This is a genomic window from Methylobacterium sp. CCH7-A2 (assembly GCF_001557075.1).
Taxonomy (GTDB): Bacteria; Pseudomonadota; Alphaproteobacteria; order Rhizobiales; family Beijerinckiaceae; genus Allobosea; species Allobosea massiliensis.
The window spans coordinates 18369-32597 of sequence record NZ_LSKN01000160.1; the positions used below are offsets into that span (position 1 = coordinate 18369).

Here is a 14229-nt window from a genome sequence, read left to right on the forward strand (position 1 = left end):
TCAGCGCGTCGGCGGCGGCTGATCAGGCTGGTTGGGCTGGATCGGCCGCTGGTTCGGCGTACCGCCGAGCGGATCGACGAAGCGGCGCAGGATACCGGGCGCGATCGCCGAGAGCGGGTTGATCGTCATGGTCGGGGCGCTGGCCGCCCCGGCGATGCGGAAATTGACTGCGAAGAGCCCGCCATACTGGCTGCCGCCGCCGAGCAGAGCCCCCACCACAGGCACCTGCGCGAAGGCGTTGTTGAAGGCATAGCCCGGCACGAAGGTGCCGCCGATATCGACGCGGTCGCGGCCGTAGTCGACGTTGCCTTGCAGGGTAAAGCCGACCTGCTGGCCCCAGATCACCATGTCCGAGACGTCGAGCCGGCTGGCGGAGCGGGTGAACTCGGCCCTGAGCTTGGTGAACGCCACTTCGCTGACATTGATCGGCAGCGGCGGGGCGGCGTTGTCGGCCCGGTCGCCCGCCAGCGCCTGAACCGACTGGCCGCCGAGGACGCGGCGCAGCGCGGGCTCGTCGCGCACCACGAAATTGCGGAACAGGAGCTCGCCGCTCTGGCGGGTCTCGCCGGGGCCGATATTGAGCACGAAATCGCCGCCATAGGCGCGGCGATAGAGATCGACGAAGCGCAGCAGGGCGCCGCCGTTTTCCGACTGCACCAGCAGCCCGCCCGCCGTCTCGCCGACGCGCGAAACCTGGCGTGCGGTGACCTCGGCCCGGCCGATCCGCCCCTGGAAGGCGACGGTGCGCAGGTCGCCGGAGCGCTTCTGCAGCTTCAGCGTCGCGTTGGTGATCGCCTCGTTGTTGAAGCCGGTCAGGATCGGCACGTCGAGATCGAGGTCGAGATCGCCGCCCTTGCCCTTGTCGCCGCGGGCGGCCGGCCCAGACGCCGTCTGGAGATCGCGGATGAAGGGGCGGACGTCAGCGACGGCGCCGCGGATCACGAGTTTGGTCAGCGCACCCTCGCGACGGGCCTCGACCTTGAGGTTGTCGCCGGCCGAGAGCCTGAACTGGGAGAGGCTCGCGGCCTCGAAACCATTCTGGCGCCCGAGTTCGACCTTTCCCCGGATCTGCACCGGGTTGGAGTCGAAGACGAAATCGTCGAGATCGGGACCGTCCGGATCCGCGACATAGGTAAAGCTCAGCTTGGCGGGCCGGCCCGCAGGCTTGCTGAGCCCGGGAAGGACGCCGTCGAGCGAGGCCTTGGTCAAGTCGTTCTCGACCCGCGGCGCCCCTGGCGCGCCCTTGCCCAGCGCCTTCGTGACCTTGACCTGTACGGGGCCGTTAATACCGGCTTCGGGGCCCAGCCCGCGCTTCTGGCGGGCGGCGTTATCGAGCGTCATGAACAACGCCGCCTCGCCCTTGCCCTTCGGGTCCTGCCGGATCTCGATCTGCGCCCGGTCGCCGCTCACCTTCGCCTCGCCCTTCACCGTCAGGCCGGCCTTGTCGAAGGTCACCGCCAGATTGCCGCCCTCCAGCTTCTCGGGCGCGAGCAGCGTGTCGGAGGCGATGCCGGAGAGCGTGCCGCTGCTGGTGACGACCACCTCGCCCGGCCGCGGATCATCGACGAGGGCGAGCGACACCACGCTGCGGAGATCGCTATTGCCGCGCAGGCTGGCGGGATCGATGTCGCCGGGTGCAAAATCCTTCAGCGCCGGAAAGGCGAAGAGCGCAGCCAGCGACTCCATCGAGCCGGTGCTGCGGAAGCTCGCGCGAGCCGGGGCCCGCTCCATCCAGGTCTCGGGAATCTCGAAGGCACCGTCGCTGAGCTGCAGCTGGCGGCCATTGCCGAGATCGGCGGTCGCGCCGGCGATGGCGAGCTTGACGGCGCGCCCTGTCGCCTTGCCGGTGACGCGCGCATCGATCAATGGCGGCAGGCCGGGGCCGGGCTCGAAGCGCACCTGCGAGGCATCGACGAGCACGGTCAGCGCGTCGTCCGGAATGCCGGCGCCGCGCATCAACCGGGCGTGATCCTCCGCCGGCAGGTCCATCTCGACCCGCAGCGAGGCCAGCCGCCCACTGATGAACTGGCGCGACAGGGTCCTGTGGACCTCGGGGGAGGTCCAGCGCGGCCACAGTGCCAGCGCTGCGCGGGGGTCGGAGTCCGTCGCCAGGATCGAGAAGCGCTGCAGCGGCGAGGGTCCGACCTGCTGGATCAGCCCCTTGCCCTCGGCCTTGATCGCCGGACCCTGGACGGTCATCGAATCGATCACGACTTCGTTGCGGCGCGGGTCGATGCGCAGATCCGCCCGGGCGCTGTCGATCACGACCGGAGGATCGGAGTCCGTTCCGGCGAGCTGTCCGCCGCCGGCGAGAGCGACCCGCCAGGCGCCGTCCTCGGCCCGGAGGGTCCCCGTCCCCTTCAATCGGGTCGGCCCTGCGGCGAGTTCGACCGAGCCGACGTCGATCGTGGAGAGGTCGCCGCTGCTGCTGATCTCGAGATGCGCTGCATCGACGGCGATCGCCTGCATCGGGCCGTCCGGAATCCGAATGACGCCTGGCAACACGTCCAGACGTGCCGTCACCGAGCGGCGTCCGTCCGGAGCCTGGCTCAGACTGGCCTTGCCGCGCAGCGGCAGACCCTCGACCGTCATCCCGCCCGTGCCCAGCGCCAGCGCCACGACTTCGGCGGGCTCGAAGCGGACGATATCGATGTCGGCGCGCTGCGTCCCGTCGGGCTGGTTCGACAGATCGATGGCGAGTTCCTTCCAGCGCTGGCCGGTGCGGCCGCGCACGGTGACGCGCGTCACGCGCTCGGCCGCCCGCGACAGGCGGATCTCGACATCCTCGAAGCCGGCGCGCTGGCGGCCTTCGGGGTCGATGAGGGCGAGCCGCGCGCCGTTGATGCCGGCGGTCTCGAGCGCCCCGAGCAGCCCTTCTCCCTGGGCGAGCGTCGTCACCGCCGCCATGATGCCGGTGAAGGCGTTCCACTGCGCGGCGTCGGGCAGGGTCGCGGCCGGCGTCGGTTCGGCGGGGGCGGCATCGGCATTGACGATCAGCGCCCCGTTCCTGTCGACACCGAGACGGACATTGACGCCGCGCAGATCGACCGAGGTCAGCCGGATGTCGCCACGCAGCAGCGCCAGCGGCTCGTAGCCGAGCACGGCCTCGGGCGCGCGAATGGTCGCGCCGCTCTTGTGGCGGAAGGAGACCTGGCGGACGCGCAGCTGCGAGTGGCCGTCGATGCGGCCCAACTCGGCCGCCGCAGCCTCGACCGTCCAGTCGGCACCGAGACGATCCTCGATCGCCTGGGCGATCCGCCCCTCCAGCCCCGAGAGCGGCACCAGCCCGGTCACGAGCAGCGTCGCGGCGGCGCCGGCGAGGGTCACGACGGCGACGACGATCGCCACGGCGATGGTCACCAGACCGGCCTTCGCCCGCCGCTTGACCTCTGCCGCGTCGCAATCGGGCGTGCCCGGCGCCCCGGTCACGGGCGCGGCAGCGTCCGGCTTGTTCGCGTCCTGGTCCAGCAAGGCGACCTTCGATCCTCTCGGGCGGATGATCCGTCACGGCTTCGGCGGCGTAGTGCGACCGACGTGGCCATGACGGCTTCGTCGATGCAGCCGGGCCAGGCGATTCGGCAAGGCGCGCCGTTCCCGGCGGTGCTGCCCTACCGTATCATGGCGCGCGAACCCGCGTTGCGCCATGCAGCGCGAAGGCGACGAAAGGAAGGCGGATCAATGGCTCTTCAGGATGGTGACGAGGCTCCGGCCTTCACGCTGGCGCGGGACGGGGGCGGCACGGTGTCGCTGGGTGATTTTCAGGGCCGCAAGCTGGTGCTCTACGCCTATCCCAAGGACGACACGCCGGGCTGCACGCAGGAGGCCATCGCCTTCAACCGGCTCAAGGCGGAGTTCGCCGCGGCCGGCACCGAGATCCTCGGCATCTCGCCGGATCCGGTGAAGAGTCACGACAAGTTCAAGGCCAAGCACGGGCTCGATTTCGCGCTGGCCGCCGACGAGACCCAGCAGGCGCTGCAGGCCTATGGCATCTGGGTCGAGAAGAGCATGTATGGCCGGACCTATATGGGCGTGGAGCGCACCACCTTCCTGATCGGCGCGGACGGCAAGATCGCCCGCATCTGGCGGAAGGTGAAGGTCCCCGGCCATGCCGAGGAGGTCCTCGCCGCGGCCAAGGCGCTGTAACGGCCGTCCCGTTTTGCGAACAATTAACCTTAACGGGGTCTAATCCAGGGATCGGCAGCGTCTCTTTCCGGTCCCGCGTTCATGACAGCATCCGCCTCGACTGGCCCCGCCCTCCCCATCTCGGGGCTGGTCTCGCAGAAGAGCTACACGATCCGCCGCTCGACGGCGATCATCGGCCTCGCCTGGCTCGGCCTGACAACCGCCGGCTGCGGCGCCGGCGCCTGGTATATCCTCAGCAAGGACGATCTCGCGGCGCGGCTGATTGCCCGCGAGACCTCCCGCCAATACGCCTATGAGGACCGGATCGCGGCCCTGCGCGCCGATGTCGACCGGCTCGCCAGCCGCGCCTTGCTCGACCAGGACGGCGTCGAGGCGCGCGTCGACGAACTGGCGACCCGTCAGGCGGAGCTGGAATCGCGTCAGTCGCTGGTGACGGCGCTGGCCGATACGCTCCAGGCCGGCGGCATCGTCAATGCCGGCAAGGCGCCGCTGCGGCCCCGCCTGATCAAGCCGGAGGAGCCGATCCGCGCCTCGGGCGTCACCAGCTTCGCTCCGATCATGCCGGGCAAGCCGACGCCGGCTCCCGATTCGCCGACGCTGCGCGGCGCCGGCGAGCCGCAGACGACGCCCTGGCGTTCGGGGCAGGCCGAGCCGGAGCCGCCAGCCAAGCGCGTCGAGACGGCGCTGGACCGGCTCGACCGGGCCCTGTCTCAGACGGCGGGCGCACAGCTCGCCGCGCTCCGCGACATGGATGCGACGCTAACGGAATCGCACAAGCGCCTGCGCGGCGCGCTCGCCGAGACGGGCCTCGATACGGACCGCATGGCCGCGCCGAGCGGCGCCGCCAAGGGCGTCGGCGGTCCCTTCGTACCCTTCAAGATCGACCCGAATGCCGGCCCCTTCGAGGCGACGCTGAGCGCGCTGCAGCCGCGCATCGCCGCGGTGATGCGGCTACGGGGTCTCGCCGAGCAGCTCCCGCTCGCCAAGCCGATGGCCGGCGAAGCCGATTTCAGCTCCAATTTCGGCTACCGCGTCGATCCCTTCACCCGCGGCCCGGCGATGCATACGGGCGTCGACTTCCGGGCCGAGACCGGCTCGCCCATCCGCGCCACGGCACCCGGCAAGGTCATCGCCGCCGAATATTCCGGCGGCTATGGCAACATGGTCGAGATCGAGCACGCCAACGGCATCACCACGCGCTACGCCCACATGTCGGCGATCCTCGCCTCGGTGGGGCAGAGCGTGGCGACCGGCACGGTGATCGGCCGCGTCGGCAGCACCGGCCGCTCGACCGGGCCGCACCTGCATTACGAGACCCGCATCGACGACGAGCCGGTCGATCCGACGCGCTTCCTGCGCGCCGGCGGCAAGCTCGCGGATCTGCGCTGAGCTGCACGCCGAGCGCTTTCCGCGGCTTTTGCACCCCGACGCCTTGCAAGGCGGCGCCCGCTTGCCTATCGCTCCCCGGCAACGGAAGCGAGGCGATACCCCCATGAGCAAGCCCGGCGCGAACGGACTGACCTATGCGCAGGCCGGTGTCGACATCGACGCCGGCAACGCCATGGTCGACGCCATCAAGCCCCTGGTGCGGGCGACGCGCCGGCCGGGCGCCGATGCCGAGATCGGCGGGTTCGGCGGGCTGTTCGACCTGAAGGCCGCGGGCTTCAGCGATCCGATCCTCGTGGCGGCCAATGACGGCGTCGGCACCAAGGTCAAGATCGCGATCGAGAGCGGGCTGCATTCGACGATCGGGATCGATCTCGTCGCGATGTGCGTCAACGACCTGATCGTGCAGGGCGCCGAGCCGCTGCTCTTCCTCGACTATTACGCCACCGGCAAGCTCGACCCCAAAGTCGGCATCGAGATCGTGCGCGGCATCGCCGATGGCTGCCGCCAGGCGGGCTGCGCGCTGATCGGCGGCGAGACGGCCGAAATGCCCGGCCTATATGCCGAGAAGGATTACGACCTCGCCGGCTTCGCCGTCGGTGCGGCCGAGCGCGGGGCGCTGCTGCCGCGGGCGGATCTGCAGCCGGGCGACGTCGTCTTCGGCCTGCCCTCCTCCGGCGTCCACTCGAACGGCTATTCGCTGGTGCGCAGGATCGTTGCGTTGTCGGGGCTTGCCTGGGACGCGCCCTCGCCCTTCGCGCCCGGCAGCAGCCTCGCCGAGGCCCTGCTGATCCCGACACGGATCTACGTCAAGCCGCTGCTGCAGGCGATCAAGGCGACCAGCGGCATCAAGGCGCTGGCCCATATCACCGGCGGCGGCTTCCCGGACAACATTCCGCGCGTGCTGCCGGAGAACCTCGGCGTTTCGCTCGACCTTGCGGCGATTCCCGTCCCGCCGGTCTTCGGCTGGCTCGCCAAGGTCGGCGGCGTCGCCGAGCGCGAGATGCTGCGCACCTTCAACTGCGGCATCGGCATGGTCGTCGCCGCGGAGGCGGCCAAGGCCGAGGAGGTCCTGGCGGCGCTGGCGGCGGCGGGCGAGGCTCCGGTGCGGCTCGGCGAGGTCGTGCCCGTCGCGGCGGGCGAGGAGCCCGTCGCCTATCGCGGCAAGCTTGCGCTGTGAGCAGCCCGGCCAACCGCCCGCGCGTCGGAATCCTGATCTCCGGGCGCGGCTCCAACATGGTCTCGCTGGTCGAGACGGCGCGCCAGCCCGGCTACCCGGCCGAGATCGCGCTCGTGCTCTCCAACGTGCCCGACGCGCCGGGGCTGGACCGGGCGAGCGGTTTCGGCATTGCGACCGCCACGGTCGATCATCGCACCTTCGGCAAGGATCGCGAGGCCTTCGAGCGGGCGATGGACGAGGTGCTGCGCGCCCACCAGATCGATCTGGTGGTGCTAGCCGGTTTCATGCGGATCATGACGGCCTGGTTCGTGAAGCGCTGGGAAGGGCGGATGATCAACATCCACCCTTCCCTGCTGCCGCTTTTCAAGGGCACCCATACGCACCGCCAGGCGCTCGAGGCCGGCGTCAGCGAGCATGGCTGCAGCGTACATTTCGTCGTGCCCGAACTCGATGCCGGCCCGGTGATTGCGCAGGCGAAGGTGCCGGTGTTGCCGGGCGACGACGAGAACACGCTGGCCGCGCGCGTCCTCACCCAGGAACACGGGCTCTATCCTCAGGCGCTCGCGGCCGTCGCCTCCGGCGCCGTGGCGCTGGTGGACGGCGCACTCGTCAGGCGCTGAGCCGGCGCGGGCTCCGCCGGCTGCCCTTCCGCCTGCCGGGCCCGGCGCTCCGAATCCGCCCGGCAACGCGCCTCCTCCTCTTTCTGCCAGCGCCGGAAAAGATCGGCCCGGCGCGCGGGATAGCGCTCCTCGCGCGCGACGAGATCGGTGATGCGGTCGGTGCGGAAATGGCGGAAGTCCTGGCGCAGCTCGCACCAGGCGATCACGATGCGGACGCGATCGTAGAAGGTCATGCCGATCGGCCAGATCATCCGCTGCGTGTCCTGACCGCTCTCGTCGCGGTAGCGGACCTCGAGCTTGCGGCCCTGGCGGATGGCGGCGCGCACGGCGGCGATGTCGACGAGATCGGTCGGCGCGTCGCGGCCATAGAGCGGGGCGAAGAGCGCGCCGTCGAGCAGGATCGGGCGCAGATGCGGCGGCAGCACGGCCGCAACCTTGCTGACGACATCCTCGGCCGCGCGTGCGAGCACGGGGTCGGCCCGCTCGCCGAGCCAGCGCATCCCGACCAGCACGGCCTCGATCTCGTCCGGAGACAGCATCAGCGGCGGCAGGTCGAAGCCGGCATCCAGCACATAGCCGATGCCGGCCTCGCCGCGGACCGGCACGCCCTGTCGCACCAGCGCGGCGATGTCGCGATAGACCGTGCGCACGGAGACATCGAGTTCGGCGGCGAGCGTTTCCGCCGTCACCGGCCGGCGGCGGCGGCGCAGGCTCTGGATCATGTCGAGCAATCGTTCGGCGCGCTGCATCCCGGTTCTTCCCGCTGGCCTCGGACGATCGGAGACTAGCCTGTTGTGCTGACAAATCCTGTCAGGACTATGTCAGTAGCGTCAAATCGTCCTGCGGCATCGCGAAGGGGGAAGAGCATGATCACACTGCACCATTTCGGACCGGCCTTCGGCCTGCCCGATCCGAGCCCGTTCTGCATCAAGGCCGAGATCCTGCTGAAGCTCTCCGGCCTGCCCTACGAGACGCGGATCGGCGACCTGAGGCGGGCGCCGAAGGGCAAGCTGCCGCTGATCGTCGAGGATGGGGTCACCATCTGCGATTCGAGCTTCATCCGCTTCCATCTCGAGGAGCGGCACGGCATCGATTTCGACGCCGGGCTCGATGCCGAGCGGCGGGGCGCCCTCTGGGCCCTGGAGAAGATGCTGGAGGACCAGATCCACTGGATCATGGTGGCCGAGCGCTGGCTCGACGACGGCAATTTCGCCCGCGGTCCGGCGCAGTTCTTCAAGCCGGTGCCGGCGCCGCTGCGGCCGCTGGTCTGTGCGCTGGTGCGCCGCAAGGTCCGGCGCAATGTCGACGGCCATGGCATCGGCCGCCACAGCCCCGCGGAGCGGCTCAAGCTCGCGGAGCGGGCGCTCGACGCGATGGTCGCAATTCTGGGCGAGCACCGCTATTTCGGCGGAGACGCGCCGGTGGGCGGGGATGCCGCGCCCGGCGCCTTCCTGATCGCGGCGCTGACGCCGCTGTTCGATTCGCCCTTCCGCGGGCTGGTCGAGCAACGGTCGGCGCTCACGGCCTATGCCGGGCGGATGCGCGAGCGCTTCTTCGCGGAGGAGCAGCCGCTCAGATCGGCCGCTTGAGCTTGCAGCGGTCGATGAAGCCCAGGCCCTTCTCGCGGGCCGAGTCGTTGAAGTAGCCGGTGTCGCGGAAGGCCTGGATCTCGTCCTTGGTCATCGCGGCGACGGTGCCCTTGGCGTAGCAGCTGCAGGGCGTGTGGACGGCCTCGCGCGTCGTGCCCATCAGGCGCGACTGCGTCACCAGGCAGGCATCGAAGGCGCGCAGCTGGATCATGTAGGGGGTCAGGTTCTTGGCCGTCGGGTCCGGCGGCGGCAGGGCGCTCGTCCCGCTCGCGGCCTGGGCGCCGAGCGTCGCCAGCACAGAGATTCCACCGGCCAGCAAGACCGCACCCATCCGCCGCATCATCATGATTTCGTTCGTCCTTCGAGAGCAGGCGCATCAGTTCCGGAGCCGTCCTGCCTGCGCGAGGGATGGTCCATAGCACCGCCGAAAAATCAAGGGAGCGCGGTCACGCCCTTGTGATCCGGAACGTCTTTTTTGATCCAGACCTTGTTGTCGTGGAAGGCCGCGCCTCCGAAAGGCGCCGGGCCGTCCGCTCCGGTGATCGTGTTGATGCCGCGCCCATGCTTGTGGGCGGCGTTGGGCCAGATCGATTCGGCGATGACGACGCCGCGCACCACACCCTCGAACAGCACCGCCTTGAGATGGACGCTGCCGCGCTGGTTGCCGACGACGACCTCGTCGCCGGCGACAACGCCGAGCCTCGCGGCGTCCTCGGGGTGCAGCATCAGCGTCGGGCCGCCCTCCTTCTTCACCGAACCCGGAGTCTCGGTGAAGGTCGAGTTCAGGAAGCTGCGGGCCGGGCTGGTCGCGAGACGGAAGGGATGCTCGGCATCGACATTGTCGAGCACGTCCCACTGGTCGGGCAGCACCGGCATGTCCTGCCAGGGGCCGACCGGCCCGGCATTGGCGTTGGGGACCTTCGGCCAGTCCGGCTTGAAGCGGAACTTGCGGTCGCGATAGCCGAAGCCGTCGAGGTAATGCGCCGTGCGAAAATCCGGCTGCACGTCGAGGAATTCGTTGGCGATGAGCTCGTCGAGCGTGCCGCGGCCGCTCTCGCGCATCGTCCAGTCGACGATCTCGCGCGGGGTCATGTCGAAGCCGCGATGCTGCGCGCCGAGGCGCTTCGCCAGGGCGCAGATCACCTCATGGTTCGAGCGGCATTCACCCGCCGGCTCGACCAGCTTGCCGCCCCACATGATGTGCTGGTGGCCGCCGCCCTGATAGATGTCGTCATGCTCGAGGAACTGCGTCGCCGGCAGCACGATGTCGGCCATCTGCGCCGTCTCGGTCATGAACTGCTCATGGACGACGGTGAAGAGGTCCTCGCGGGCGAAGCCCTGCTTGACCAATTCCTGCTCGGGCGCGACCGAGACCGGGTTGGTGTTCTGGATGAGGAGTGCCCTGACCGGCCCGCCCTGCCGCAGAGCCTGCGCATCCCCGGTCAGGATGCGCCCGATCTGCGACTGGTCGAGTTCGCGCACGCCCGGGTCGCGAACGTCGAGTCCCTCGATCAGGCTCTTGCGCCAGCGATAGATGCCGCTGTTGCTGTGGAAGGCGCCGCCGCCCTCGTATTGCCAGGCGCCGGTCACGGTTGGCACGCACAGCGCCGCGTGCATCGAGACGGCGCCGTTGCGCTGCCGGGCGAAGCCATAGCCGAGCCGGAAGAAGCTCTTCTTGCGCGTCCCGACGAGCGCGGCGAATTCCTCGATCTGGGCGATCTCGAGCCCGGTGATCGCCGCCGCCCATTCGGGCGTCCGGCTCTGCAGATGCGCCTCGAGTTCGTCCGGGGCGTCGGTGTGGGCCGCGAGATAGGCACGGTCGGCATGCCCGTCGCGGAAGAGGATGTGCATGACGGCGCAGGCGAGCGCGGCGTCGGTGCCCGGCCGCAGCACGAGGGCGAGATCGGCCTGGGCCAGCGTCGCATTGTGGTAGATGTCGATGCCGACGATCTTGGCGCCGCGCGCTTTGCGGGCCTTGATCGCGTGGTGCATCACGTTGACCTGGGTGTGAACCGCATTGGTGCCCCAGATCACGATGCAGTCGGACTGCGCCATCTCGCGCGGGTCCGGCCCGGCGAGGCGCCCCGTGCCGGCGATGAAGCCCGTCCAGGCCGTGGTGGTGCAGATCGTCGAATACTGGCCCGAATAGCGCTTGGCATGGCGCAGGCGGTTGATGCCGTCGCGCATGACCAGGCCCATCGTGCCTGCATAGTAATAGGGCCAGACGGCCTCCGCCCCGTGCTCCGCCTCGATCGCGAGGAAGCGCCGCGCGATCTCGTCCAGCGCCTCGTCCCAGGAGATGCGCGCGAACTGCCCGGAACCCTTGGGCCCGGTGCGGCGCATCGGATGCAGCAGCCGATCGGGATGGTGAATGCGCTCGGCGTAGCGCGCGACCTTCGCGCAGATCACGCCATCGGTGTAGCTCTGGCGCTTGCTGCCGCGGACGCGGCCGATGCTGCGCCCGTCGATAACCTCCACCTCCAGCGAGCAGGCCGAGGGGCAGTCATGCGGGCAGGTCGAGGGGTGGTGCGCGATGCGTGGCAATTCCGTCATAGCGCCTTGGTAACGCATGGCGAAAAAAAGGAAACCGGCCTCTGCGCTGGCCCGGTCCGCGCCGCCGCGGCATGGTCGCCGCTTCCCGCCGCATGCGGCGCATCGTCAACCCGGAGTTAATCCTAATGCTTCATTCTGCGGGTCTGTGGTCATGAGTGGCGCCGTTGCGCCGGAGTTGAGTGCCATGCGTCGCGTTGCGTTACTGGCGGGTCTCGTCGCCTGCCTCCTGTCCTCGCCCGAGCGGGCGGCGGCCCAGTCATCCGAATACAGCACCCTCACCTCGCCTCAGTCCGCCCAGAACTGGACGCTGACGCTCGGCGCCGGCCTTCATCGCCAGCCAGACTATCTCGGCTCGAACGACTATATCTTCCGGCCGAAGCCGATCATCTCGCTCGGCCGCGGGCTGAAGAGCACCTGGTGGTCGGCCGAGGACGACGCGATCTCGATCGGCTTCTTCTCCGGCACCGCCTGGCGCGTCGGCTTCTCCGGCAATCTGCTCTGGGAGCGGAAGTCGAGCGTCAATCCCGCGCTGGTCACCGTGCCCAATGTGAAGTTCGGCGCCGAGGCCGGCGCCTTCGCCGAGTTCTACCCGGCCTCCTGGCTGCGCGCGCGCGTCGACCTGCGCCGCGGCATCGTCGCCCATGACGGGCTGATCGCGGAGGTGAAGCTCGACGCCTTCGCCCGCATCAACGACACCTGGAAGCTCGGCATCGGCCCACGCATGACGGTCGCCAGCGCCGATTACGTGCGCACCTATTTCGGCGCGATTCCAGGCGCCGCCGGCACCGGCGGGCTGCTGCAGCGCTTCAACAGCGGCGTGCTCTCCTATGGCGCGATCGCGCAGGCGACCTACAACTGGTCCGAGCGGTTCCAGACGACGGCCTATGTCGAGTACAAGCACCTCGTCGGCGATGCCGCGAAGTCGCCGGTGGTCCGGACCTTCGGCTCGCGGGATTCGATCACGATCGGCGTCTCGGCGAGCTATGCCTTCGATCTGGGCTTCTGACACGTCAGGCTGCCGCTGCGGACCGCCGGGGCGACATGAAAAAGGGGGCGGGTCGATCGCGACCCGCCCCCTTTTCGTTTGAAAGCCGGGATGGCCGTCGGATCAGCCGACGATCTCGTTGCCGGCGAAGAACTGCGCGATCTCGACCGCCGCCGTCTCCGGGGCGTCCGAGCCGTGCACGGTGTTCTCGCCGACCGACTCGGCGAAGAGCTTGCGGATGGTGCCCTCGGCAGCATTGGCCGGGTTGGTGGCGCCCATCACCTCACGATATTTGGTGATGGCGTCCTCGCCCTCGAGGACCTGCACGACCACGGGGCCGGAGGTCATGAACTCGACGAGCTCGCCGAAGAAGGGCCGCGCCGAATGGACCGCATAGAAAGTCTCGGCCTGGGCCTTGGTCATGTGGATGCGCTTCTGCGCCACGATGCGCAGACCGGCCTTCTCGATCACCGCGTTGACCGCGCCGGTGAGGTTGCGACGGGTCGCGTCGGGCTTGAGAATGGAGAAGGTACGCTGAACAGCCATCGATGAATCCTCGGGGATTTTCTGGGGAATGCGGCGCGCTTATAGCTGCGCCCTCCCCGCCCCACAAGGCTCGTCGGCCATCCCGGCGGAACCGGCTTAATGGCGGGTCAGGAAGGTCCTCGCCTCGCGCAGCGCCTTGGCGATCTCGTCGCGCGTCATCTCCAGCGCCAGCTCCTGGCGGTGGGCGGCGGCCCGGCCGCAGCCGCGGGCCTGGGCGACGTTGAACCATTTCTGCGCCGTGACCAGATCGACCGGGATGCCGCGACCCGAGGCATACATCAGACCCAGCTCGTAATAGGCCTCGGCCGAAGCCTCGCTCGGGACCACCAGCGAGGCCGGGATCGCGCTCATTTCCATGCGTGCCATGACAACCACCCTTTGTCTTTCGTTGGCGCCGGCCACCCGTCCAAAGGCCCCGGCTCGTGAGGTGAAGACTGGCGGCGGCGCTTAAAGGGCTCGCTAAAATTCGCGATGAATCGAAGCTCAACGAGGAATGAGCGAGCGGTTAAATCAACGCTCGATTCAGCCTTCGATCCCGAAAACCGCAGTCTTTTCAATGGGCTTTCGGGCAAATGCGAAACCGCCCGTCAACGGAGGATTCACCCTGCGCTGCGGAAGCGAGGGCTGCGGCGCAGCGGCAGGGCCTTGGAAGCGCTCCGGTTCCGGCTTAAGGTTCACATCTGAACCATGCAGCATAGCGTGGTCTGACAGGGAGGTATTGATGACCATCGGATCGCGTCTTTCCCGCGCGGGCCTCGCCGGTTTCGGCCTGCTCGCGCTCGGCCTCGCCTCGGGCGCACCGGCCCAGGCGCAGGACGTCACCGGCACCTGGCTGCGCGACAGCGGCGCCTCGCGGGTGCGCTTCGCCAAATGCGGCGAGGCGATGTGCGGCACGCTGGCCTGGCTCAAGGACCCGAACGGCCCGGCCAAGGTCGGCCAGCGCATCTTCTACGACATGAAGCCGTCGGGCGACGGCAAATGGACCGGCAGCGCCTTCAATCCCGAGGACGGCAAGACCTATTCCGGCACGATGACGCTGGCCGGCGACAAGCTCACCACCTCGGGCTGCGTGCTGGGCGGGCTGATCTGCCGCTCGGTGGTCTGGAACCGGGCCAACTGAGGCGCGACGGCAAACTTATCCCCGCCGCGCGGTTCCATGCCTATCCTACCCGCGCTGCACCCGACCAAGGGGGCTGTCGCGAGGCGTCGTGCGGCCGGGTGTGGTGG

13 protein-coding genes are annotated in these 14229 nt (G+C 69.2%); 7 read left to right on the top strand and 6 right to left on the bottom strand.

The window, feature by feature from the left end; all coding sequences use genetic code 11:
- Complete coding sequence (locus AX750_RS12825; RefSeq protein WP_066718442.1) at positions 1–3471, bottom strand: hypothetical protein; 3471 nt, start codon at positions 3469–3471, stop codon at positions 1–3.
- A gap of 207 nt (positions 3472–3678) precedes the next feature.
- Here AX750_RS12825 and AX750_RS12830 point away from each other — a divergent pair, with 207 nt between their 5' ends.
- From AX750_RS12830 to purN, 4 genes are all read left to right on the top strand, one after another.
- Complete coding sequence (locus AX750_RS12830) at positions 3679–4143, top strand: peroxiredoxin (RefSeq protein ID WP_066718452.1); 465 nt, start codon at positions 3679–3681, stop codon at positions 4141–4143.
- Between the two features lie 81 nt (positions 4144–4224).
- The gene (locus AX750_RS12835; protein ID WP_066718454.1) at positions 4225–5532 is read left to right on the top strand and encodes a M23 family metallopeptidase; all 1308 of its coding nucleotides are present in this window, start codon (positions 4225–4227) and stop codon (positions 5530–5532) included.
- A 103-nt stretch (positions 5533–5635) separates the two neighbouring features.
- Complete coding sequence (gene purM / locus AX750_RS12840) at positions 5636–6709, top strand: phosphoribosylformylglycinamidine cyclo-ligase (RefSeq protein ID WP_066718456.1); 1074 nt, start codon at positions 5636–5638, stop codon at positions 6707–6709.
- Positions 6706–7329 (top strand): phosphoribosylglycinamide formyltransferase, encoded by a 624-nt coding sequence (gene purN / locus AX750_RS12845; RefSeq protein WP_066718463.1) that lies wholly within the window; start codon positions 6706–6708, stop codon positions 7327–7329. The genes purM and purN overlap by 4 nt, the downstream gene beginning before the upstream one ends.
- On the opposite strand, the gene AX750_RS12850 is transcribed toward purN, so the two are convergent.
- Positions 7263–8078, bottom strand: coding sequence for a YafY family protein (locus tag AX750_RS12850; RefSeq protein ID WP_082735372.1), 816 nt, complete (start codon positions 8076–8078; stop codon positions 7263–7265). The two genes, purN and AX750_RS12850, sit on opposite strands and share 67 nt — an antisense overlap.
- A gap of 117 nt (positions 8079–8195) precedes the next feature.
- On the opposite strand from AX750_RS12850, the gene AX750_RS12855 reads away from it, so the two are divergent.
- Positions 8196–8918 (top strand): glutathione S-transferase family protein, encoded by a 723-nt coding sequence (locus tag AX750_RS12855; protein ID WP_066718466.1) that lies wholly within the window; start codon positions 8196–8198, stop codon positions 8916–8918.
- Here the strand turns inward: AX750_RS12855 and AX750_RS12860 are convergent.
- The gene (locus tag AX750_RS12860; RefSeq protein WP_066718469.1) at positions 8902–9264 is read right to left on the bottom strand and encodes a hypothetical protein; all 363 of its coding nucleotides are present in this window, start codon (positions 9262–9264) and stop codon (positions 8902–8904) included. The genes AX750_RS12855 and AX750_RS12860 overlap by 17 nt on opposite strands.
- Positions 9265–9350: 86 nt before the next feature.
- On the bottom strand, positions 9351–11471 hold the full coding sequence (locus AX750_RS12865; protein ID WP_066718472.1) for a molybdopterin oxidoreductase family protein: 2121 nt from the start codon (positions 11469–11471) through the stop codon (positions 9351–9353).
- 184 nt (positions 11472–11655) lie between these two features.
- Here AX750_RS12865 and AX750_RS12870 point away from each other — a divergent pair, with 184 nt between their 5' ends.
- Complete coding sequence (locus AX750_RS12870) at positions 11656–12477, top strand: MipA/OmpV family protein (RefSeq protein WP_066718475.1); 822 nt, start codon at positions 11656–11658, stop codon at positions 12475–12477.
- A gap of 102 nt (positions 12478–12579) precedes the next feature.
- On the opposite strand, the gene ndk is transcribed toward AX750_RS12870, so the two are convergent.
- Both ndk and AX750_RS12880 read right to left on the bottom strand, forming a co-directional pair.
- Positions 12580–13002: a nucleoside-diphosphate kinase gene (ndk, locus tag AX750_RS12875; RefSeq protein ID WP_066718478.1), complete on the bottom strand. Its 423-nt coding sequence runs from the start codon at positions 13000–13002 to the stop codon at positions 12580–12582.
- A gap of 96 nt (positions 13003–13098) precedes the next feature.
- Entirely contained in the window at positions 13099–13368 is a 270-nt protein-coding gene (locus tag AX750_RS12880) for an SEL1-like repeat protein (protein ID WP_066718481.1), read from the bottom strand.
- A 355-nt stretch (positions 13369–13723) separates the two neighbouring features.
- On the opposite strand from AX750_RS12880, the gene AX750_RS12885 reads away from it, so the two are divergent.
- Complete coding sequence (locus AX750_RS12885; RefSeq protein ID WP_066718496.1) at positions 13724–14122, top strand: DUF2147 domain-containing protein; 399 nt, start codon at positions 13724–13726, stop codon at positions 14120–14122.
- The last annotated feature ends 107 nt before the right edge of the window (positions 14123–14229 follow it).

Coding starts and splice junctions, on each gene's coding strand:
- AX750_RS12830 (WP_066718452.1), top strand. CDS start 3,679: ATGGCTCTTCAGGATGGTGACGAGGCTCCGGCCTTCACGCTGGCGCGG.
- AX750_RS12835 (WP_066718454.1), top strand. CDS start 4,225: ATGACAGCATCCGCCTCGACTGGCCCCGCCCTCCCCATCTCGGGGCTG.
- purM (WP_066718456.1), top strand. CDS start 5,636: ATGAGCAAGCCCGGCGCGAACGGACTGACCTATGCGCAGGCCGGTGTC.
- AX750_RS12850 (WP_082735372.1), bottom strand. CDS start 8,078: ATGCAGCGCGCCGAACGATTGCTCGACATGATCCAGAGCCTGCGCCGC.
- AX750_RS12855 (WP_066718466.1), top strand. CDS start 8,196: ATGATCACACTGCACCATTTCGGACCGGCCTTCGGCCTGCCCGATCCG.
- AX750_RS12860 (WP_066718469.1), bottom strand. CDS start 9,264: ATGATGATGCGGCGGATGGGTGCGGTCTTGCTGGCCGGTGGAATCTCT.
- AX750_RS12865 (WP_066718472.1), bottom strand. CDS start 11,471: ATGACGGAATTGCCACGCATCGCGCACCACCCCTCGACCTGCCCGCAT.
- AX750_RS12870 (WP_066718475.1), top strand. CDS start 11,656: ATGCGTCGCGTTGCGTTACTGGCGGGTCTCGTCGCCTGCCTCCTGTCC.
- ndk (WP_066718478.1), bottom strand. CDS start 13,002: ATGGCTGTTCAGCGTACCTTCTCCATTCTCAAGCCCGACGCGACCCGT.
- AX750_RS12880 (WP_066718481.1), bottom strand. CDS start 13,368: ATGGCACGCATGGAAATGAGCGCGATCCCGGCCTCGCTGGTGGTCCCG.
- AX750_RS12885 (WP_066718496.1), top strand. CDS start 13,724: ATGACCATCGGATCGCGTCTTTCCCGCGCGGGCCTCGCCGGTTTCGGC.